At 60.3% G+C, this 21610-nt stretch carries 18 protein-coding genes; 2 read left to right on the top strand and 16 right to left on the bottom strand.

Features of this window, described 5'->3' with window-relative positions:
• The first annotated feature begins 96 nt into the window (after positions 1 to 96).
• Complete coding sequence (gene fdxA, locus LOY50_RS05720) at positions 97 to 420, top strand: ferredoxin FdxA (RefSeq protein WP_014336809.1); 324 nt, start codon at positions 97 to 99, stop codon at positions 418 to 420.
• Between the two features lie 1424 nt (positions 421 to 1844).
• On the opposite strand, the gene rpoS is transcribed toward fdxA, so the two are convergent.
• From rpoS to LOY50_RS05680, 8 genes are all read right to left on the bottom strand, one after another.
• Positions 1845 to 2852, bottom strand: a complete 1008-nt coding sequence (rpoS, locus tag LOY50_RS05715; RefSeq protein ID WP_003198289.1) for an RNA polymerase sigma factor RpoS — start codon at positions 2850 to 2852, stop codon at positions 1845 to 1847.
• A 106-nt stretch (positions 2853 to 2958) separates the two neighbouring features.
• Positions 2959 to 3804: a peptidoglycan DD-metalloendopeptidase family protein gene (locus tag LOY50_RS05710; protein WP_258690441.1), complete on the bottom strand. Its 846-nt coding sequence runs from the start codon at positions 3802 to 3804 to the stop codon at positions 2959 to 2961.
• 211 nt (positions 3805 to 4015) lie between these two features.
• A complete protein-coding gene (locus LOY50_RS05705; protein ID WP_170862085.1) occupies positions 4016 to 4651 on the bottom strand; it encodes a protein-L-isoaspartate(D-aspartate) O-methyltransferase in 636 nt (211 codons plus the stop codon).
• Between the two features lie 41 nt (positions 4652 to 4692).
• Complete coding sequence (gene surE / locus LOY50_RS05700) at positions 4693 to 5442, bottom strand: 5'/3'-nucleotidase SurE (RefSeq protein WP_038856712.1); 750 nt, start codon at positions 5440 to 5442, stop codon at positions 4693 to 4695.
• Positions 5430 to 6488: a tRNA pseudouridine(13) synthase TruD gene (truD, locus tag LOY50_RS05695; protein ID WP_258690440.1), complete on the bottom strand. Its 1059-nt coding sequence runs from the start codon at positions 6486 to 6488 to the stop codon at positions 5430 to 5432. Before truD ends, surE begins: the two co-directional genes overlap by 13 nt.
• A complete protein-coding gene (gene ispF / locus LOY50_RS05690; RefSeq protein ID WP_003184863.1) occupies positions 6485 to 6958 on the bottom strand; it encodes a 2-C-methyl-D-erythritol 2,4-cyclodiphosphate synthase in 474 nt (157 codons plus the stop codon). Before ispF ends, truD begins: the two co-directional genes overlap by 4 nt.
• 43 nt (positions 6959 to 7001) lie before the next feature.
• Positions 7002 to 7847: an S-formylglutathione hydrolase gene (gene fghA, locus LOY50_RS05685; protein ID WP_253471891.1), complete on the bottom strand. Its 846-nt coding sequence runs from the start codon at positions 7845 to 7847 to the stop codon at positions 7002 to 7004.
• An 8-nt stretch (positions 7848 to 7855) separates the two neighbouring features.
• Positions 7856 to 8968 (bottom strand): S-(hydroxymethyl)glutathione dehydrogenase/class III alcohol dehydrogenase, encoded by a 1113-nt coding sequence (locus tag LOY50_RS05680; protein WP_018603686.1) that lies wholly within the window; start codon positions 8966 to 8968, stop codon positions 7856 to 7858.
• Between the two features lie 107 nt (positions 8969 to 9075).
• Here LOY50_RS05680 and LOY50_RS05675 point away from each other — a divergent pair, with 107 nt between their 5' ends.
• Positions 9076 to 9972: a LysR substrate-binding domain-containing protein gene (locus LOY50_RS05675; protein ID WP_258690439.1), complete on the top strand. Its 897-nt coding sequence runs from the start codon at positions 9076 to 9078 to the stop codon at positions 9970 to 9972.
• A 153-nt stretch (positions 9973 to 10125) separates the two neighbouring features.
• Here the strand turns inward: LOY50_RS05675 and ispD are convergent, their stop codons facing one another.
• The 8 genes from ispD to dnaE all read right to left on the bottom strand — a co-directional run bounded on the left by ispD (position 10126) and on the right by dnaE (position 21560).
• Positions 10126 to 10833: a 2-C-methyl-D-erythritol 4-phosphate cytidylyltransferase gene (gene ispD / locus LOY50_RS05670; RefSeq protein ID WP_214511547.1), complete on the bottom strand. Its 708-nt coding sequence runs from the start codon at positions 10831 to 10833 to the stop codon at positions 10126 to 10128.
• Positions 10830 to 11108 (bottom strand): cell division protein FtsB, encoded by a 279-nt coding sequence (ftsB, locus tag LOY50_RS05665; RefSeq protein ID WP_018603692.1) that lies wholly within the window; start codon positions 11106 to 11108, stop codon positions 10830 to 10832. Before ftsB ends, ispD begins: the two co-directional genes overlap by 4 nt.
• 170 nt (positions 11109 to 11278) lie before the next feature.
• Positions 11279 to 12568 carry a phosphopyruvate hydratase gene (eno, locus tag LOY50_RS05660; RefSeq protein ID WP_028237207.1) on the bottom strand — a complete coding sequence of 430 codons (1290 nt, stop codon included), beginning with the start codon at positions 12566 to 12568 and terminating at the stop codon, positions 11279 to 11281.
• Positions 12569 to 12722: 154 nt separating this feature from the next.
• Positions 12723 to 13568, bottom strand: coding sequence for a 3-deoxy-8-phosphooctulonate synthase (kdsA, locus tag LOY50_RS05655; protein ID WP_253471889.1), 846 nt, complete (start codon positions 13566 to 13568; stop codon positions 12723 to 12725).
• 4 nt (positions 13569 to 13572) lie between these two features.
• Positions 13573 to 15204 carry a CTP synthase gene (locus LOY50_RS05650; RefSeq protein ID WP_018603697.1) on the bottom strand — a complete coding sequence of 544 codons (1632 nt, stop codon included), beginning with the start codon at positions 15202 to 15204 and terminating at the stop codon, positions 13573 to 13575.
• Between the two features lie 274 nt (positions 15205 to 15478).
• A complete protein-coding gene (gene tilS / locus LOY50_RS05645; protein ID WP_258690438.1) occupies positions 15479 to 16807 on the bottom strand; it encodes a tRNA lysidine(34) synthetase TilS in 1329 nt (442 codons plus the stop codon).
• 134 nt (positions 16808 to 16941) lie between these two features.
• The gene (locus LOY50_RS05640; RefSeq protein ID WP_003198261.1) at positions 16942 to 17889 is read right to left on the bottom strand and encodes an acetyl-CoA carboxylase carboxyltransferase subunit alpha; all 948 of its coding nucleotides are present in this window, start codon (positions 17887 to 17889) and stop codon (positions 16942 to 16944) included.
• 149 nt (positions 17890 to 18038) lie between these two features.
• Positions 18039 to 21560, bottom strand: a complete 3522-nt coding sequence (gene dnaE / locus LOY50_RS05635; protein ID WP_258690437.1) for a DNA polymerase III subunit alpha — start codon at positions 21558 to 21560, stop codon at positions 18039 to 18041.
• Positions 21561 to 21610: the final 50 nt, after the last annotated feature.

The following is a 21610-nucleotide window of genomic DNA, read 5'->3' as shown; positions in this document are numbered from 1 at the left end:
GCGGACTATTAGCCTGGTTCGCAGACTATCGCTCCCAAACCTGGCGACCCTACCGTGAAGGGGCTTCGCTGCCGCCGCCTGAGGAGAGAATTAGAAATGACCTTCGTCGTCACCGACAACTGCATCAAGTGCAAGTACACCGATTGCGTAGAAGTCTGTCCGGTGGACTGCTTCTACGAAGGCCCGAACTTCCTGGTCATTCACCCGGATGAGTGCATCGACTGCGCCCTGTGTGAGCCGGAATGCCCGGCGAATGCCATTTTCTCGGAAGACGAAGTGCCGGCTGGCATGGAGAATTTCATCGAGCTGAACGCTGAACTGGCGGACATCTGGCCGAACATTACCGAGAAGAAAGATGCGCTGCCGGACGCCGAAGAGTGGGATGGCAAGGAAGGCAAGATCGCAGACCTCGAACGCTGATCATCCCTGTGTTCGTCGAAAAGGCCCCTTGCGGGCCTTTTTGCTTTTTCGGATCAAGAAATCGCAGGCAAAAAAAAGGGGCGGTTTGACCCGCCCACATTTTTTCCCTAATCCCTTTAATCCTTTTCATCATCCTGATGAATCGCGTCCTGCGATGTCCTTCCTTCCCATCATCCTTGACGGGTGTGTCTGTCCGTCGACACAGGACTGATATTAGTATTTTCCCAGGCGAGTGCAACGCGGCTGATACAGGCGGCTTGCTCTGTAACGCTACGTTAATCAATAAATTTTCGTTATAAATCAGATGAATACAAAAAGATCACGGTGTTTATAGCGGTCTGTCGCGCCGATGAGGAACTGATCGCTTACGTAATACTAGGCAAAGGCTTACAAGCTGAACCTACAAATGGATCTCGGCTGGAAAAGCGATTCTTCAGATACGCAGAAGATTCGAACCAGTCGTGATGCTCTATAGTTTTACGAGCGGGGATTACAGGGGTGGTGTGTATATCCGTTTCTGCGGTAGCGGCCACTAATGGTTCCGCTCTTACAGCGGGTCACTTTTGGAAGAGCGCCAAAAGTAACCAAAAACGCTTTGCCCCACCACTCGGCACCTCGCCTAGGCTCGGTGTGCCCTCACTCCGGCATTGCTCCGTGGGCCGCCGCGAAGGGCCATCCATGGCCCAGCGCGGCTACCTCGGCATCCATGCCGAGGTGCCCACTGCGCAATACCTGCGTTCGGCCAGCGTGGTTTAACGGGGCGCCCAGATCAAAAGCCAGGGCGAGGCGGCCTGATAGCCGACCTGGTTCCTAGTGGCACCGCGCTCCCACAGGAGGTCTGTGTTGGATATGAGTTTTGTGTCCGCTGAAGATTGATTGTGGGAGCGAGCTTGCTCGCGATGACGGTGGTTCAGTCACATGGATGTTGGGTTTGCTGGCCTCATCGCGAGCAAGCTCGCTCCCACAGGGGAAACGCGGTCCCACCCAGAACCAGGTCGGCTATCAGGCCGCCTCGCCCTGGCTTTTGATCTCGGCGCCCCGTTAAACCACGCTGGCCGAACGCAGGCATTGTGGAGTGGGCATCCCGGCATGGATGCCGGGATAGCCGCGCTGGGCCATGGATGGCCCTTCGCGGCGGCCCACGGAGCAATGCCGGAGTGAGGGCATGCCGAGCCTGAGCGAGGCACCGAGTGGTGGGGCAAAGCGCTTTTGGTTACTTTTGGCGCTCTTCCAAAAGTGACCCGCTGTAAGAGCGGAACCATTAGTGGCCGTAACCGCAGCAACGGATATACACCCAAACCCGAACCCAAACCCAAGCCCAAGCCAAAAAAAACGGCACTTCCCATTCCTGAAAGAAGCACCGTTTTTTCCAAGTAAACAGCATCACAACCAGTCAGGGCGTTTCTGCTGCACTTGCCTTGGTATTATTGAAACAACGACTCGCTCGACAAGCCGTTCTTCTCCAGGATCTCTCGCAGACGCTTGAGACCTTCAACCTGGATCTGCCTCACCCGCTCACGGGTCAAACCAATCTCCAGGCCCACATCTTCAAGCGTGCTGCTTTCATGACCGCGCAAGCCGAAGCGGCGAATCACCACTTCCCGTTGCTTGTCCGTAAGTTCCGAAAGCCACTGGTCAATGCTCTGGGACAAGTCATCGTCCTGGAGCAACTCGCACGGATCGGTCGGACGATCGTCAGTCAGGGTATCCAGCAGGGTCTTATCCGAGTCCGGCCCCAGCGAGACGTCTACCGAAGAGACACGCTCGTTGAGCCCAAGCATGCGCTTGACCTCTCCTACCGGTTTTTCCAGCAGGTTGGCGATTTCTTCGGGTGAAGGTTCATGGTCGAGTTTCTGGGTCAACTCGCGGGCGGCCCGCAGGTAGACGTTCAGCTCCTTGACCACATGAATCGGTAACCGGATCGTCCGGGTCTGGTTCATGATCGCCCGTTCGATGGTCTGGCGAATCCACCAGGTCGCGTAGGTCGAGAAACGGAAGCCTCGCTCGGGGTCGAATTTCTCGACGGCGCGAATCAACCCCAGATTGCCCTCTTCGATCAAATCCAGCAGCGAAAGCCCGCGATTGACATAGCGTCGGGCGATTTTCACCACCAGGCGCAGGTTGCTTTCAATCATGCGTTTTCGGCCGGCCGGGTCGCCACTTTGCGACAGCCGCGCAAAATGAACTTCTTCCTCGGGGGAGAGCAGTGGCGAAAAACCGATTTCGTTGAGGTACAGCTGAGTGGCGTCCAGCGCCCGGGTGTAATCGATGTACTTATGTTGTTTAAGTGAAGCGGAGTGTTTGGATTTGGCACGAACGGAAGGTGGAGTCGCCCCTTCATCATTCGACATCGAATCCATAGCGATGCCGGTCTCCATAAGGAGAACCTCATCGTCGATGTCAAACTCCGGCACTTCTTTACTGAGAGCCATTGTTATAGTCCTTTGGTGAGTTCGACCTCAAGCTCAAGCGACGCCTTTATCCTTGGCAACGCTGGAGCCTGTTCCCTCTACGTGACGGAACAGGCTGACAATCAAATCAACGCCGTGGCAGGAATTGCAGCGGATCGACTGGTTTACCTTGTCGGCGAATCTCAAAATGCAGTTTCACCCGGTCTGTTCCCGTTGATCCCATTTCGGCAATTGTCTGTCCGACTTTGACCTGCTGCCCCTCCCGAACCAACAGCCTGCGGTTGTGACCGTAGGCACTGACGTAGGTATCGCTGTGTTTGATGATCACGAGTTCGCCGTAGCCCCTTAAACCACTCCCGGCGTACACAACCGTGCCATCAGACGCGGCTAAAACAGGCTGTCCCAAATCCCCGGCGATATCAATTCCTTTATTCAAACTACCGTTTGAAGAGAATTTTCCAATGAGAACGCCATTAGAAGGCCATCCCCAGCCTGTCGGGGCGGGGCCTGCCGGAGGCATCGGAGCGGGGGGCGATTTGCTCGCGACGGACGGTACTGTCGCCGTTTCAGCCCCCGTCGGCCGGCGAATGACCGTGGTTTTACTCGACGAAGAAGGCGTCGAACCCGACTGCGTAACCACCGCGGTAGGCGTTGAACCGTTACGGCCATCGAAGCGAATCGTCTGACCGGGGTGAATCGTATAAGGCGCAGGAATGTTGTTGCGCGCCGCGAGGGCTTTGTAGTCCCAGCCGTAGCGGAAAGCGATGGAAAACAGCGTGTCGCCACGACGGACTACATATTGGCCGGTCGTTACTGTAGGACGTTGAGGTGTTGCACTGTTGCGATCCACAACCCGGACATTACTCGACGGCGTACTGGAACATCCGACCAGCAAAGTGCTCAAGACAAGGCCAGTCACCAGGCGCTGAAAGCTCGTGATACCCATACGCTGCGCAATGACTGTGAGACTCACCCGCCGCTCCCTTTGTGGTGGCAGAAAAATTGGAAACTGCCTGTCCAGGCAGAACTCATATAAATATAGCTGGCAACGACTGCGCCTCTATTAATGAAGCGCAATGTGTCGTCGCACACGTTTGCTCGACGCCGTTGGACTCTGTTCAGCAAATCGGTGCCGCTGTAAGACACAGGCCGGGCCACGGAATTCAGCGTCTGTATATAAATGCTCAGGCCAACGGCCCATTGAGTAACGGCACGAACCGCACCGCCCCCAGGACGTGTCGTGAAAAACCATGTTCTTCACGCACGATCAGCATCAGTTGCTGGACTTCACCGGCGCCCACCGGAATGACCAGTCGCCCGCCGGGAGCAAGCTGATCCAGCAGGGCCTGGGGTACATCGGTGGCCACCGCGGTCACGATGATGCCGTTGTACGGCGCCAGGGCCGGCCACCCCTCCCAGCCATCTCCCCAGCGAAACACCACGTTGCGCAGGTTCAACTCAACCAGGCGTTCCTTGGCGCGATCCTGCAGTACCTTGATCCGCTCTACGGAAAACACCCGCTCGACCAGTTGCGACAACACCGCCGTCTGGTAACCCGAGCCGGTACCGATCTCCATCACCTTGTCCAGCGGCCCCGCCTCCAGCAGCAGCTCGCTCATGCGGGCCACCATGTATGGCTGGGAAATGGTCTGGTTGTGGCCGATCGGCAACGCCGTGTCTTCATAGGCGCGATGGGCCAGGGCTTCATCGACGAACAGATGGCGCGGCGTGCGGCGAATGACTTCCAACACCTGGGCGTTGGAGAGGCCTTCTTCGTAGAGACGCTGGATCAGTCGTTCACGGGTGCGCTGGGAGGTCATGCCGATTCCGCGGCGCAGCATATCGTCTTGCTCACGAGCCATCAGCGCAGCCCCTCCAGCCAGCCATCGAGATTTCGAAAGGCGTCGTTGAAGGTACGGTCCAACTGCAACGGCGTGATCGAGACATAACCTTGCATCACCGCATGGAAATCAGTGCCCGGCCCGCCGTCTTCGGCATCACCGGCGGCGGCGATCCAGTAACCGGCCTTGCCGCGCGGGTCGACGACATGCATCGGTTTGGCGGCGCGGGCACGGTGGCCCAGGCGAGTGAGCTGGATGCCACGGATGTGATCGAGCGGCAGGTTGGGGATATTCACGTTCAGCACCGTGCGGGGCGGCAGCTCCAGCTCGCCGTGGGCTTCGACCAGTTTACGGGCGAAGTAGGCGGCGGTCGGCAAGTTATCGACCTGGCGTGAAACAAACGAAAAGGCAAACGATGGCTTGTCCAGGAAACGACCTTCCAGGGCGGCGGCAACCGTACCGGAATAAAGCACGTCGTCCCCCAGGTTGGCGCCCAGGTTGATACCCGACACCACCATGTCCGGCTCACGCTCCAGCAAGCCGTTGAGGCCCAAGTGCACGCAATCGGTCGGGGTGCCGTTGAGGCTGATGAAACCGTTATCCAGATAGCAGGGGTGCAACGGACGGTCGAGCGTCAGCGAGCTGCTGGCGCCGCTTTTGTCCTGGTCCGGGGCGATGACCACGCACTCGGCAAAATCCGCCAGCGCAGCATAAAGCGCGGCAAGACCGGGTGCAGTCACCCCGTCGTCGTTAGAAATCAGAATACGCATGAGCTGTCCGTCTGCCCCACCGGCACCAGATCGACGAGTTCGCGCACCAAGACAGTGGCGAAACATCCGGCCGGCAGGACGAATTCCAGTTGCAGAATGTCAGACTCGGGATAATGCCACGACAGCCCGCCAATGGGCAGTCGCAGGATGCGACGTTCGTGACTCATTCCCGCGTTTATCAACCAGTCCCGCAAATCGGCCTCGCCCGCGGCGATGGCTTGTTCCAACTCGAACGTCGCGCCAGCGGCAGGCGAAGGTCCCTCGCCCCACTGCGGCCCGGTCGGGTGCAAGTCAAGAATGGCCAGGCGCGGGTCGCTGCACTCAGCCTCGCCGGCCGGGAAAAAACTGCGGCTGTCGGTGAAGGCAAGCAAATCGCCCACCTGGGCTTTTTGCCAGGTACCGTCGGCGACCCGCGCCGCCAGCACCCGGTTGAACAGAAAGCTGCGGGCGGTGGACAACAACCGCGAGCGTACATTGCGTTGTTCCGGCAACGCCTTGCGCACCGCCCAGGCCCGGGCATCGACAACATTACCGCCGTCATGGCCGAAGCGCTGGGCGCCAAAATAGTTGGGGATGCCCTGGCGGACAATCTGTTGCAGACGCGCATCGATCGCCGCCGTGTCGCCCTTGAATTGGGTCAGGCGCAAGGTAAAGCCATTGGCCGAGTGCGCGCCGCGTTGCAGCTTGCGCCGGTGGCGTGCGGTCTTGAGGATTTTCAGCGTGTCGTTCTCTGCCGCCGACAGGTCCGGATCGGCCTTGCCCGGCAACTGGACGCTGAACCACTGGCGGGTCAGGGCCTGACGGTCCTTGAGCCCCGCGTAGCTGACCGTGCGCAACGGCACGCCGGCAGCCTTGGCGATTCGCCGGGCGGCTTCTTCGGTGTTCAAGCCACGTTTTTCAACCCAGATCCACAGGTGCTCGCCATCACCGGTCAACGGGATGTCGAGCACTTCATCGACCTGGAAATCTTCAGCGGTGGCCTTGAGTACCGCACTGCCCAGCGGTTCGCCATAGGCACGTGGCCCTAACAGTTCCAGTTCAGTCATGGGCGCAGCAACAAGGCGACGGAGTGGACGGCAATGCCTTCTTCGCGACCGACGAAGCCCAGCTTCTCGGTGGTGGTGGCTTTCACGTTCACTTGGTCCAACTCAACTTGAAGATCCTCGGCAATCAATTGGCGCATCGCTTCGATGTGCGGCGCCATCTTGGGGGCTTGGGCAACGATGGTGTTATCGACGTTGCCGACCTTCCAGCCCTTGGCATGGATCAGCGAGACAACATGGCGCAGCAGCACGCGGCTGTCGGCGCCCTTGAATTGCGGGTCGGTGTCGGGGAAGTGTTTGCCGATGTCACCCAGGGCAGCCGCGCCGAGCAATGCATCGCTCAAGGCATGCAGCAGGACATCACCGTCAGAATGCGCGAGCAGCCCGAAGCCGTGTGCAATCCGCACGCCGCCCAGAGTAATGAAATCGCCTTCAGCGAAACGGTGAACATCGTAGCCGTGGCCAATACGCATAAAAAAACGCCCCGATTTTTGTCAGGGCGTGATTCTACCTGCATTAGGCGTTTAGAGCGCGCGCATGATGCTGCAAGTGGTCATCAATGAAGCTGGCGATGAAGAAATAGCTGTGGTCATAGCCCGGTTGCAGGCGCAATTCCAACGGATGGTCGGCAGCCTTGGCCGCCTGTTGCAGGGCTTCGGGCTTGAGCTGGTTGGCCAGGAAATCATCACGATCGCCCTGGTCCACCAACAAGGGCAGCTTCTCCTGCGCCTCGGCAATCAACGCACAGGCATCCCATTCACGCCATTTCGAGCGGTCTTCCCCCAGGTAACGAGAGAAAGCCTTCTGGCCCCATGGGCAATCCATCGGATTGTTGATCGGCGAAAAGGCCGACACCGAACGGTAACGCCCCGGGTTGCGCAAGGCGCAGACCAGCGCGCCATGGCCGCCCATGGAATGACCACTGATGCCGCGTTTGTCCGAGGCAGGGAAATGCGCTTCGACGAGTGTCGGCAATTCCTGCACCACGTAGTCATGCATCCGATAGTGCCGTGCCCACGGATCCTGCGTGGCGTTCAGATAAAAACCCGCCCCCAGGCCGAAGTCCCAGGCACCGTCCGGATCGCCCGGCACGTCGGCGCCACGGGGGCTGGTGTCCGGCGCAACGATGATCAGGCCCAACTCGGCGGCCATACGCAGGGCACCGGCCTTTTGCATGAAGTTCTCGTCGGTGCAGGTCAGCCCGGACAACCAATACAGCACAGGCAACTTGCCGCCCTGCTCCGCTTGCGGCGGCAGGTACACGGCAAACACCATGTCACAACCGAGCACGTCGGAACGGTGCCGGTAACGTTTGTGCCAGCCGCCGAAGCTTTTCTGGCAGGAGATGTTTTCCAGACTCATGACCGACCTCAGAAATGGATAACGGTGCGGATGCTCTTGCCTTCATGCATCAGGTCGAACGCCTTGTTGATATCTTCCAGGCCCATGGTGTGGGTAATGAAAGTATCCAGCGGGATCTCGCCCGTCTCGGCCATTGCCACATAGCTTGGCAACTCGCTGCGACCGCGCACGCCACCAAAGGCCGAACCGCGCCAGACGCGCCCGGTCACCAACTGGAAGGGACGGGTGGCGATTTCCTGGCCGGCACCGGCCACGCCGATGATCACCGACTCGCCCCAGCCTTTGTGGCAGCACTCCAGCGCGGCACGCATCAACTGGACATTGCCGATGCACTCGAAGGAAAAGTCCACGCCGCCGTCGGTCATATCGACGATGACTTCCTGGATCGGACGATCGAAGTCTTTCGGGTTGACGCAATCGGTGGCACCCAGTTGCTTGGCGATTTCGAACTTGGCCGGGTTGATGTCAATGGCAATGATGCGCGCGGCCTTGGCCTTCACGGCACCAATCACCGCCGACAGGCCGATGCCGCCCAGGCCGAAGATCGCCACGGTGTCACCTGGCTTGACCTTGGCGGTATTGAGGACCGCGCCGATGCCGGTGGTGACGCCGCAACCCAGCAGGCAGACTTTTTCCAGCGGGGCTTCTTTGGGGATCTTCGCGACGGAGATTTCCGGCAGCACGGTGTACTCAGAGAACGTCGAGGTGCCCATGTAGTGGAAAATCGTCTCACCCTTGTAGGAAAAGCGCGAAGTGCCGTCCGGCATCAGGCCTTTGCCCTGGGTGGCGCGAATCGCCTGGCAGAGGTTGGTCTTGCCCGACTTACAGAATTTGCACTGGCCGCACTCTGGTGTGTACAGCGGGATCACATGGTCCCCCACCGCGACCGAGGTCACGCCTTCGCCAATGGCTTCGACAATAGCGCCGCCCTCGTGACCGAGGATCGACGGGAAGATCCCTTCCGGGTCGGCGCCCGACAAGGTGTAGGCATCGGTGTGGCAGACACCGGAAGCCACCACGCGCAACAGCACTTCGCCCGCCTTGGGCATGGCGACGTCGACTTCAACGATTTCCAGGGGTTTCTTGGCCTCGAAGGCAACGGCAGCGCGCGACTTGATCATCCGGTCTCTCCAGCAAATAAAAACAAGACCGGGAGTGTAATCCTCCGCCTGACGATGAATAATCCAGCCAAAAGCAAAACATTATTGCCGTACAGGGATAATCCTTCATGTCCGATAACCGCTGGGAAGGGATCGACGAGTTCGTCGCCGTGGCCGAATGCAGTCAATTCACTGCCGCCGCCGAGCGTCTTGGGGTTTCTTCCTCCCACATCAGCCGGCAAATCGTACGGCTGGAAGAGCGTTTGCAGACACGCTTGCTCTACCGCAGTACCCGTCGAGTCACCCTGACCGAGGCCGGCCAGACGTTTTTGCAGCATTGCCAACGCTTGCAGGACGGGCGCGAGGAAGCACTGCGAGCGGTGGGCGATCTCACCAGCGAACCCAAGGGCATGCTGCGCATGACCTGTGCCGTGGCCTATGGCGAACGGTTTATCGTGCCCCTGGTCACGCGGTTCATGGGGCTTTACCCGCAGTTGCGGATAGACATCGAGCTGAGCAACCGCCCTCTGGACCTGGTGCACGAAGGCCTGGACCTGGCGATTCGCCTGGGTCGCTTGCAGCACTCCCGCCTGGTCGCCACGCGCCTGGCACCGCGGCGCATGTACCTGTGCGCTTCACCCTCGTACCTGGAACGCTACGGGCGGCCCCACAGTTTGTCGGAACTGAGCCGCCACAATTGCCTGATCGGCAGCTCCGACATCTGGCAGCTGGAGCAGAACGGGCGGGAATTTTCCCAGCGGGTGCAGGGAAACTGGCGCTGCAACAGCGGGCAAGCGGTGCTCGACGCGGCGTTGCAAGGGGTGGGGTTGTGCCAACTGCCGGATTATTACGTGCTGGAGCATTTGCACAGCGGTGCATTGATCTCGCTGCTGGAGGCTCATCAGCCGCCGAATACAGCGGTGTGGGCGTTGTACCCGCAGCAGCGACACCTGTCGCCGAAGGTGCGCAAGTTGGTGGATTATTTGAAGGAAGGGTTGGCTGGACGGCCGGAGTATCGGGGATGACAGTGGTTTTTTGTCGTCTGGGGTGACGCCATCGCGAGCAAGCTCGCTCCCACAGGGTTGGTCAAGTGTTCGCACCAATCCACTGTGGGAGCGAGCTTGCTCGCGATGGCGCCGACCCGGACGATGCCGATCTAACGAGGAAACAGATCCGACTTAATGCCGATTCGCCCAACGCTGGCGCAACCACTCCAGGTCTTCCGGCCGGGTGACCTTGATGTTATCGGCTCGCCCTTCGATCAGCCGTGGCGCCTGCCCCGCCCATTCCATGGCGGACGCTTCATCGGTAATCAGCGCATCCGCCACCAGGCTGTCAGCCAGGGCCCGATGCAAGGCGCCGAGGCGGAACATCTGTGGCGTGTAGGCTTGCCAGATCACGCTGCGATCAACGGTCTCCAGCACGCGGCCGTGTTTGTCGACGCGCTTGAGGGTGTCGCGCGCCGGGACAGCCAGCAGGCCGCCGACCGGATCGGTCGCCAACTCGCTGAGCAGTGTGTCCAGGTCGTCCCGAGCCAGGTTGGGCCGGGCGGCGTCGTGCACCAGCACCCAGTCGTGATCGTCGGCGCCCTGCTCGTGCAGGTGCAGCAAGGCATTGAGCACTGAATCCGAACGTTGCTCGCCACCGTCGACGCGCTGGATGCGTGTGTCGCTGGCGCAGGCCAGGGTCGGCCAGTAGGGATCATCGTGTGCAAGGCTGACCACCACGCCCTTGACGGTGGGATGGTCGAGGAAACAGCCGAGGCTGTGTTCAAGAATTGTGCGTCCGCCCAGTTGCAGGTATTGCTTGGGACGGTCCGCGGCCATACGAGCGCCAACGCCCGCGGCAGGAATCACGGCCCAGAAGGCCGGCAAACGAATACTCATTGGGCCAACTGGTAGAGGGTTTCGCCCTCCTTGACCATGCCCAGTTCATGTCGAGCCCGCTCTTCAACGGTCTCCATGCCTTTTTTCAGCTCTGTCACTTCGGCGTCCATCACCCGATTACGCTCCAGCAGCGCCTCGTTTTCGGCGTGTTGGTCGGCAATTTGCTGAGTCAGGTCGGCCACTTGCGCAAAGCTGCCATTACCCACCCACAGGCGGTACTGCAGGCCGGCCAGCAACAGGAGCAAGACAAGAAACAACCAATTGGGACTGCGCATCGAATATCAGTATCCAGTGAAAAAAGACCGCCATGCCAAACTTTGAAGCGTCTGATAGCACGAAGCCTGGAAAACCCAGGCTTGTGCTTGATAAGGCATCAGATTAGAGGCAAAACCGCCGCCATGGCGACTTTTGCGACCTGATCCGCTGTCTTTTTACCATTTACCGCTTAACCGCGAAACTCGGCACGACCGTTGTACTTGGCCTTGCCATTCAATTGCTCTTCGATACGCAGCAATTGGTTGTACTTGGAAACGCGGTCGGAACGGCACAGCGAACCGGTCTTGATCTGGCCTGCCGCAGTGCCCACGGCCAGGTCGGCAATGGTCGAGTCTTCGGTTTCACCGGAACGGTGGGAGATCACGGCGGTGTAGCCCGCAGCCTTGGCCATCTGGATGGCTTCCAGGGTTTCGGTCAGGGTGCCGATCTGGTTGAACTTGATCAGGATCGAGTTGGCGATCTTCTTGTCGATGCCTTCTTTCAGGATCTTGGTGTTGGTCACGAACAGGTCGTCACCCACCAGCTGGGTTTTCTCGCCGATCTTGTCGGTGAGGATTTTCCAGCCAGCCCAGTCAGACTCGTCCAGGCCGTCTTCGATGGAGATGATCGGATAGCGTTCGGTCAGGCCCTTGAGGTAGTCGGCGAAACCTTCGGCGGTGAACACCTGGCCTTCGCCGGACAGGTTGTACTTGCCGTCTTCGTAGAATTCACTGGCGGCGCAGTCCAAGGCCAGGGTCACGTCGGTGCCCAGCTTGTAGCCAGCGTTGGCCACGGCTTCGGAGATCACTTTCAGCGCGTCTTCGTTGGACGCCAGGTTCGGTGCGAAACCGCCTTCGTCGCCAACCGCGGTGCTCAGGCCACGGGCTTTGAGCACAGCCTTGAGGTGATGGAAAATCTCGGTGCCCATGCGCAGGCCTTCGGAGAAGGTCTTGGCGCCAACCGGTTGCACCATGAATTCCTGGATGTCGACGTTGTTATCGGCATGCTCGCCGCCGTTGATGATGTTCATCATCGGCACCGGCATCGAGTAGACACCCGGGGTACCGTTGAGGTTGGCGATGTGGGCGTACAGCGGCAGGTCCTGGTCCTGGGCAGCGGCCTTGGCAGCGGCCAGGGACACGGCGAGGATCGCGTTGGCGCCCAGGGTGGCTTTGTTTTCGGTACCGTCGAGCTTGATCATCGCGTGATCGAGGGCTTTCTGGTCGGCAGGATCCTTGCCCAGCAACAGGTCACGGATCGGACCGTTGATGTTGGCGACGGCTTTGAGCACGCCCTTGCCCAGGTAACGGCTCTTGTCGCCATCACGCAGCTCCAGCGCTTCGCGCGAGCCAGTGGAAGCACCGGACGGCGCGCAGGCGCTGCCGATGATACCGTTGTCGAGAAGCACGTCCGCTTCAACAGTGGGGTTGCCACGGGAGTCGAGAACTTCACGACCTTTGATGTCGACGATTTTTGCCATTGTTGTAAACACTCCAAAGTTGACGAAAACGACGCAGCGAGAGGAAATCTTTTACCGTCGGCGGGTATAGAGCAGCAGGCAGGCTTGCCGACGATAACGCCCGGCCCGCAGGCCAGAGCGTTTATCGAGCGGTACTTTACCGGAGAAAACCGCGTTACGCGGTTTCTATCGTCGGAAAACTCTTGACCAGCTCGTCCAACGCCTTGAGCTGAGACAGGAAGGGTTCCAGCTTGTTCAAACGCAAGGCACAAGGACCATCGCACTTGGCGTTGTCTGGATCGGGGTGGGCCTCGAGGAACAGACCGGCCAGGGACTGGCTCATGCCCGCCTTGGCCAGATCAGTGACCTGGGCGCGACGACCGCCAGCGGAGTCGGAACGACCGCCAGGCATCTGCAAGGCATGCGTCACGTCGAAGAGCACCGGGTACTCAAACTGCTTCATGATGCCGAAGCCGAGCATGTCCACCACCAGGTTGTTGTAGCCGAAGCTCGAACCACGCTCGCAGAGGATCAACTGGTCATTGCCGGCCTCTTCGCACTTGCTCAGGATGTGTTTCATTTCCTGGGGCGCGAGGAACTGGGCCTTCTTGATATTGATCACCGCGCCGGTCTTGGCCATCGCGACCACCAGGTCGGTCTGGCGCGACAGGAAGGCCGGCAACTGGATGACGTCGCAGACCTCGGCGGCGACCGCGGCCTGGACCGGCTCGTGGACGTCGGTGATGATCGGCACGCCAAAGGCTTGCTTGATGTCCTGGAAGATCCGCATGCCTTCTTCCAGGCCTGGGCCACGGTAGGACGTCACGGACGAACGGTTGGCCTTGTCGAAGCTGGCCTTGAACACGTAAGGGATACCCAGTTTCTGGGTGACCTTCACGTACTCTTCGCAGATCTGCATCGCCATGTCGCGGCTTTCCAGCACGTTCATGCCGCCAAACAGCACCATGGGCTTGTCGTTGGCAACCTCGATGTCGCCGACGCGAATGATCTTCTGGGCCATCGTCTTATGCCTTTTTCTGGTGTTGAGCCAAAGCGGCTTTCACGAAACCGCTGAACAACGGATGACCGTCCCGTGGCGTCGAGGTGAACTCGGGGTGGAACTGGCAGGCGACGAACCATGGGTGATCCGGGGCCTCGACCACTTCGACCAGCGCGCCGTCACCGGAACGACCGGAGATTTTCAGGCCGGCTTCGATCAACTGCGGCAACAGGTTGTTGTTCACTTCGTAGCGATGACGGTGACGCTCGACGATCACATCCTTGGCGTAGCAATCGTGCACCTTGGAGCCGGCTTCCAGCAGGCAATCCTGGGCACCGAGACGCATCGTGCCGCCCAGGTCCGAGCTTTCGGTACGCACTTCCACGGCACCGGTGGCGTCTTCCCACTCGGTGATCAGGCCCACGACCGGATGGCCGCTGGCGCGATCGAACTCGGTGGAGTTGGCGTCTTTCCAGCCCAGCACGTTACGGGCGAACTCGATGACCGCCACTTGCATGCCCAGGCAGATACCCAGGTAAGGCACCTTGTTTTCGCGAGCGTATTGCACGGCAGTGATCTTGCCTTCCACGCCCCGCAGGCCGAAACCGCCCGGCACGAGGATCGCATCGGCGCCTTCGAGCAGGCCGGTGCCCTGGTTCTCGATGTCTTCGGAATCGATGTAGCGCAGGTTGACCTTGGTACGGTTGCTGATGCCGGCGTGACTCATCGCCTCGATCAGCGACTTGTAGGCGTCCAGCAGCTCCATGTACTTGCCGACCATGGCGATGGTGACTTCGTGCTCCGGGTTGAGCTTGGCATCGACCACGGCTTCCCACTCGGACAGATCGGCACTGGCGCATTGCAGGCCGAAGCGCTCGACGACGAAGTCGTCCAGGCCCTGGGAGTGCAGGATGCCAGGGATCTTGTAGATGGTGTCGGCGTCTTCCAGGCCGATGACCGCGCGCTCTTCAACGTTGGTGAACTGGGCGATCTTGCGACGCGACGAGATGTCGATCGGGTGATCGGAGCGGCAGATCAGCACGTCTGGCTGCAGGCCGATGGAACGCAGTTCCTTGACCGAGTGCTGGGTCGGCTTGGTCTTGGTTTCGCCGGCGGTGGCGATGTACGGCACCAGTGTCAGGTGCATCAGCATCGCGCGCTTGGCGCCGATTTCGAAACGCAACTGGCGGATGGCCTCGAGGAACGGCTGGGACTCGATGTCGCCCACGGTGCCGCCGATTTCGACCATCGCCACGTCGGCATCGCCAGCACCCTTGATGATGCGGCGCTTGATTTCGTCGGTGATGTGCGGGATGACCTGGATGGTCGCGCCCAGGTAGTCACCACGACGCTCCTTGCGCAGCACGTGTTCGTAGACACGGCCGGTGGTGAAGTTGTTGTTCTGGGTCATGGTCGTGCGGATGAACCGCTCGTAGTGGCCCAGGTCCAGGTCGGTCTCGGCGCCGTCGTGGGTGACGAACACTTCACCGTGCTGGAACGGGCTCATGGTGCCCGGGTCAACGTTGATGTACGGGTCCAGCTTGAGCATGGTGACCTTAAGTCCCCGCGCCTCCAGGATGGCCGCCAATGAAGCCGAGGCAATGCCTTTCCCCAATGAAGAAACAACACCGCCCGTGACGAATATGTAGCGCGTCATGAAAAACCCTAGAAGTCTGCGTTAAAGCGGTCCGAGCCGCCGGGGAAAGCGAAGGAAGGCCGAAGCCCCCGATCACCTGCATTAATCACAGTGCACCTTTCAAAAAAACCGCCGCGTTGGGACAGACCGGAAGTGAAATCACCGGTACGTTGCTCGCTACACATTTTTTGGAATCGCCCAGCAAAGACTGCTTGGTAATCGGCAACTCCTGCAATTCAGGCGAATCCACAGAAGTTGTATCAAGAAGGGAGCGTAGTCTACCGGAAAGCCCCTTTCAGCTCAAACCCAGATCTTGGCTTCCTGGCGTCCAGATCAATTGCCAACTGCCATCAGCCTGTGCATCGAGCCCGGCCAGGTTGGCCACCGCCAGCAATTGCTCGCCCTGATAGAGCAGCGGCAATCGGCCGCGAACGAACGCCGGCACGGTCTTTTCATTGAGCAAACGCTTGAGGTCACGGTGACCACGACCTGCTAACGCCATCACCTCGCCGCCTTGACGATAGCGCACGCTGAGCGGCCCCGCAGGCGGCGTGCCACTGAGCACCACCCGACCATTGCCCGGCAAGCGCAGTGCAACCGCCGGATCGACCCAGTCGACGGTGCCTGGCAGCGAACATAGCCAGTGGTCGGATAACCACCAGACCCGCCCGGCGGCCCGGTGCAGCTCGCCACCGGCCAGTCGCCAGATCGGCCGGGCATCGTCGGCGGCATCGCGCAACGAGTCCCAGCCCGACCAGTGATCGGTATCGGGCAGCAGGGTCATCGGTGCCAGCCAGTGGCTCAAGGCGTTGCGCTGACGGGCCGGCGACAATGCCTGCAAAGGCGCCAGCGCCAGGGATTGCAGACCGAGCCAGTCGAAGGCGCCCGGGGTCGCGGCCTGGGCCAGGTCGATTCGAGCCAAATCGTCCAGCAAAGTTTGGGCTTCACCCATGTGCGCGGCGCTGCGCGCCAGGGTCGTCGAAGCTTGGGGCCATTGCTCGGCCAACACTGGAAAAACTCGCTGGCGCAGGTAATTGCGCGCGTACCGGTGATCATCGTTGGACGGGTCGTCGATCCAGCTCAAGCCATGCTGCCTCGCATAGGCTTCCAGCTCCACCCGGGACACATCGAGCAAGGGCCGCAGCAAATGCCCTTGGCCCAAAGGACGCTGCGACGGCATCGCCGCCAAGCCCTTCACCCCCGCGCCCCTTAGCAGGCGAAACAGCAGGGTTTCAGCCTGGTCATCTCGATGCTGGGCGGTAAGCAGCACTTCATGGCTGTGGATCGCCGCGACAAAGGCCGCGTAACGCGCTTCCCGCGCAGCGCGCTCGACACTGGCACCAGCGCGCACTTTCACAGTCACCACGTCCAGCGGCACGCCCAGGGCCGCACAGACCGAACGGCAATGGTCCGGCCACGCCTCGGCCACAGCCTGGAGGCCGTGATGCACATGGATAGCGCTCAGCGCGGGCAAAGGTTGGCGTTGCGAAAGGGTTACGAGCAGGTGCAGCAGAACGGTGGAGTCGAGGCCGCCGGAGAAGGCGATGCGCCAGGTGGCGGCGTTGCGCCAGGGGAGCATGTGCTTGAGGAGCCGGGTTGGCAGATCAATCGTGGGCTGATTCATCGCAACTGCCTTCACACAAATCAAATGTGGGAGCGAGCTTGCTCGCGATAGCGGTGTATCACTCAACTTATCGGTTGAATGTTAACCCGTCATCGCGAGCAAGCTCGCTCCCACACAGGGGTACAGCGCTTGAATCAGAGGCCGTAGCTCATCAACCGCTCGTAGCGACGAGCCAGCAGCGCTTCGTTGTCGAACTTCTTGAGCATCGACAGTTGCGAGCTCAGCTCGGCGCGAATCAGTGCCGCCGCTGCAGCCGGATCGCGGTGAGCGCCGCCGACTGGCTCGTTGATCACTTTGTCGACGATACCCAGGCCTTTGAGACGCTCGGCAGTAATGCCCATGGCCTCAGCAGCATCCGGCGCCTTCTCGGCGGTTTTCCACAGGATCGAGGCGCAGCCTTCCGGCGAGATCACCGCATAGGTGGAATATTGCAGCATGTTCAACTGGTCGCAGACACCGATGGCCAGTGCACCGCCGGAACCACCTTCGCCAATTACAGTGGCGATGATCGGGGTTTTCAGGCGCGCCATGACGCGCAGGTTCCAGGCAATCGCTTCGCTCTGGTTGCGCTCTTCGGCGTCGATGCCCGGGTAGGCACCCGGCGTGTCGATGAAGGTCAGGATCGGCATCTTGAAGCGCTCGGCCATTTCCATCAGGCGGCAGGCCTTGCGGTAGCCTTCCGGACGCGGCATGCCGAAGTTGCGGCGCACTTTCTCGCGCACTTCGCGGCCTTTCTGATGGCCGATAACCATCACCGGCTGGTCGTCCAGGCGGGCGACACCGCCGACGATCGCGGCGTCGTCGGAGAAGTGACGGTCGCCATGCAGCTCATCGAACTCGGTGAAGATGTGGTCGATGTAGTCCAGGGTATAGGGACGACGTGGATGACGCGCCAGGCGGGCGATCTGCCAGCTGGTCAGCTTGCCGAAGATGTCCTCGGTCAGCGTGCGGCTTTTGTCTTGCAGACGAGAGATTTCATCGCCGATATTCAGCGAATTGTCATTACCGACCAAGCGCAACTCTTCGATCTTGGCTTGCAGGTCGGCGATCGGCTGTTCGAAATCTAGAAAATTCGGGTTCATAGGCGTCCGTCTTGGGTCGACGTCCAAGAGAGCTTGGGCCGGCCGGTTGTCTATTCGCGCCTACCTTAAGGGAGAGGCGCGTTCAGGTCGAGATTAAAAAATCGGGTCGAGATCAGGGGTATTCCGGTTTCAAGAATGGCCCCTGGCCGTCAACGGTATTGGAGGAAGACGTTGTCTTTGCCGAACTGGTCACGCAAGGCTTGAATCAACGCATCCGCCGGATCGATCCGCCAGCCTTCGCCGAACTGCAACACAGCCTTGGCGTCGGGGCGTACGTACTCCATGGTGATCGGGCAAGCACCGCGATGGCGCTTGAACAATTCGCCCAACCAGCGTAGCTGATCGCCCTTGAGATCTTGGGTCTGCAACTTCAGGCGCAGGCTTTCGGCCAGGTTGGTACGGGCATCTTCCATGCTCATCACCCGCTTGACCCGCAGTCGCAGGCCACCGGAAAAATCATCGTTGCTGACTTCGCCTTCCACCACCACCATCGCGTCGGTCTGCAACAGCGACTGCGCCGAGTGGAACGCATCGGCGAACAATGAGGCCTCGATGCGCCCGGAGCGGTCGTCGAGGGTAATGAAGCCCATCTTGTCGCCCTTTTTGTTCTTCATCACCCGCAGGGCGATGATCATGCCGGCGACGGTTTGCGTATCGCGCGCCGGCTTGAGGTCGATGATGCGCTGACGGGCGAAGCGGCGGATCTCGCCTTCGTATTCGTCGATCGGGTGACCGGTGAGGTACAGGCCCAAGGTGTCTTTCTCACCCTTGAGGCGCTCCTTGAGGGTCAGCTCCTTGGCCTTGCGATGGTTGCCGTAGACATCGGCGTCTTCCTCGACGAACAGCCCGCCAAACAGGTCGGCGTGGCCACTGTCATGGGTACGGGCAGTCTGTTCGGCGGCCTTGATCGCCTCCTCCATCGCCGCCAGCAACACCGCGCGGTTGCGGTCGATGTTGGCCTGGTAGGCCTTGGGCTCATCCTGGAAGTAAGGCCCCAGCCGGTCCAGGGCACCACTGCGGATCAAACCGTCGAGGGTGCGCTTGTTGATGCGCTTGAGGTCAACCCGGGCGCAGAAATCGAACAGGTCCTTGAACGGCCCGTCCTGGCGCGCTTCGGTGATGGCTTCCACCGGCCCCTCGCCCACACCCTTGATCGCGCCCAGGCCGTAAATGATGCGGCCTTCGTCGTTCACCGTGAACTTGAACTCCGAGGCGTTCACGTCCGGTGCGTCGAGGCGCAGCTTCATGGTCCGCACTTCTTCGATCAAGGTCACGACCTTGTCGGTGTTGTGCATATCCGCCGACAGTACCGCGGCCATGAACGGCGCCGGGTAGTGCGCCTTCAGCCACGCGGTCTGGTACGACACCAGGCCATAGGCGGCGGAGTGGGATTTGTTGAAGCCGTAGCCGGCGAACTTTTCCACCAGGTCGAAAATGTTACCGGCCAGGTCAGGGTCGATGCCGTTGGTGGCGCAACCCTCAATGAAACCGCCGCGCTGCTTGGCCATTTCCTCGGGCTTTTTCTTACCCATCGCCCGACGCAACATGTCCGCGCCGCCGAGGGTATAACCGGCCATGACCTGGGCAATCTGCATCACCTGTTCCTGATACAGGATGATGCCGTAGGTCGGTGCCAGCACCGGTTTCAAGCCTTCGTACTGATAGTCCGAGTGCGGGTACGCCAGCTCGGCGCGGCCGTGCTTACGGTTGATGAAGTCATCCACCATGCCCGATTGCAACGGGCCCGGACGGAACAGGGCCACCAGTGCGATCAGGTCTTCCAGGCAGTCGGGCTTGAGCTTTTTGATCAGCTCCTTCATGCCCCGGGATTCAAGCTGGAACACCGCCGTGGTTTCGGCTTTTTGCAGCAGGCTGTAGGTCGGTTTGTCATCCAGCGGGATGAAGGCAATGTCCAGCGGTTCTTCGCCGACCTTGGCCCGCTCACGGTTGATGGTTTTCAGCGCCCAGTCGATGATCGTCAGGGTGCGCAGGCCGAGGAAGTCGAACTTCACCAGGCCCGCCGCCTCGACGTCATCCTTGTCGAACTGGGTCACCAGGCCGTCGCCTTCTTCATCGCAATAGATCGGCGAGAAGTCAGTCAGCTTGGTCGGCGCGATCACCACACCCCCGGCGTGCTTGCCGACGTTACGCACCACGCCTTCGAGCTTGCGGGCCATCTCCCAGATTTCCGCGGCTTCTTCGTCGACCTTGATGAAGTCCCGCAGGATTTCTTCCTGCTCGTAGGCCTTCTCCAGGGTCATGCCGACTTCGAACGGAATCATCTTCGACAGACGATCCGCCAAACCGTAGGACTTGCCCTGCACCCGCGCCACGTCGCGCACCACCGCCTTGGCGGCCATGGAACCGAAGGTGATGATCTGGCTCACAGCGTTGCGGCCATATTTCTCGGCCACGTAGTCGATCACCCGGTCGCGACCGTCCATGCAGAAGTCGACGTCGAAGTCGGGCATGGATACCCGTTCCGGGTTGAGGAAACGTTCGAACAGCAGGTCATATTCCAGCGGGTCGAGGTCGGTGATCTTCTGCACATAGGCCACCAGCGACCCGGCACCCGACCCACGGCCCGGGCCCACCGGCACGCCGTTGCTCTTGGCCCACTGGATAAAGTCCATCACGATCAGGAAGTAACCGGGAAAGCCCATCTGGATGATGATATCCAGCTCGAAATTCAACCGATCGACATAGACCTGGCGCTTGGCTTCGTAATCTTCAGTCGTGTCCTTGGGCAACAGGACGCTGAGGCGCTCCTCGAGACCGTCGAAGGACACCTTGCGGAAATACTCGTCGATGGTCATGCCATCGGGGATCGGAAAGTTGGGCAGGAAGTGCTTGCCCAGCTTCACGTCGATGTTGCAGCGCTTGGCGATCTCGACGGTGTTTTCCAGCGCCTCGGGCAGGTCGCTGAACAACTCGGCCATTTCCTCGGCGCTCTTGAGGTATTGCTGGTTGCTGTAGTTCTTCGACCGACGCGGATCGTCGAGGGCCCGGCCCTCACCGATGCAGACGCGGGTTTCGTGAGCTTCGAAGTCGTCCTGCTTGATGAACCGCACATCGTTGGTCGCCACCAGCGGCGCGCCGATCTTGTCGGCCAGGGCCACGGCGGCATGCAGGTGTTCTTCATCATTGGGACGATGGGTGCGCTGCACTTCGATGTAGAAGCGATCCGGGAACACCGACATCCAGTCACGGGCCAGGGTCTCGGCTTCCTCGGGATTGCCACTGAGCAGGGCCAGGCCGATTTCACCTTCCTTGGCCGCCGACAGCATGATCAGCCCTTCGCTGGCCTCGGCCACCCACTCGCGCTCGATGATGATCGAGCCGTTGCGCTGGCCGTCGATAAAACCACGGGAGATCAGCTCGGTGAGGTTGCGATAACCCAGGGCGTTCATCACCAACAGGCTGATACGGCTCAGCGGCGCGTCCGGGTCCTTGTTCGACAGCCACAGGTCGGCGCCACAGATCGGCTTGATCCCGGCGCCCATGGCGGCCTTGTAGAACTTGACCAGCGAACACATGTTGTTCTGGTCGGTGACCGCCACGGCAGGCATGTTCATGCCCACCAGGGTCTTGACCAGGGGCTTGATCCGCACCAGACCGTCGACCAGGGAGTATTCAGTGTGCAGGCGTAGATGAACGAATGAAGCCGGCATAGTGATCCTGCGTTAAGTCATGAAAACAACAAGGCCCGGATTGTACCGGG

Source organism: Pseudomonas sp. B21-010 (genome assembly GCF_024749325.1).
GTDB lineage: Bacteria > Pseudomonadota > Gammaproteobacteria > Pseudomonadales > Pseudomonadaceae > Aquipseudomonas > Aquipseudomonas kilonensis.
The sequence above is the reverse complement of the archived record's forward strand: the minus strand, read 5'-3'. Positions and strand labels throughout refer to the sequence as shown.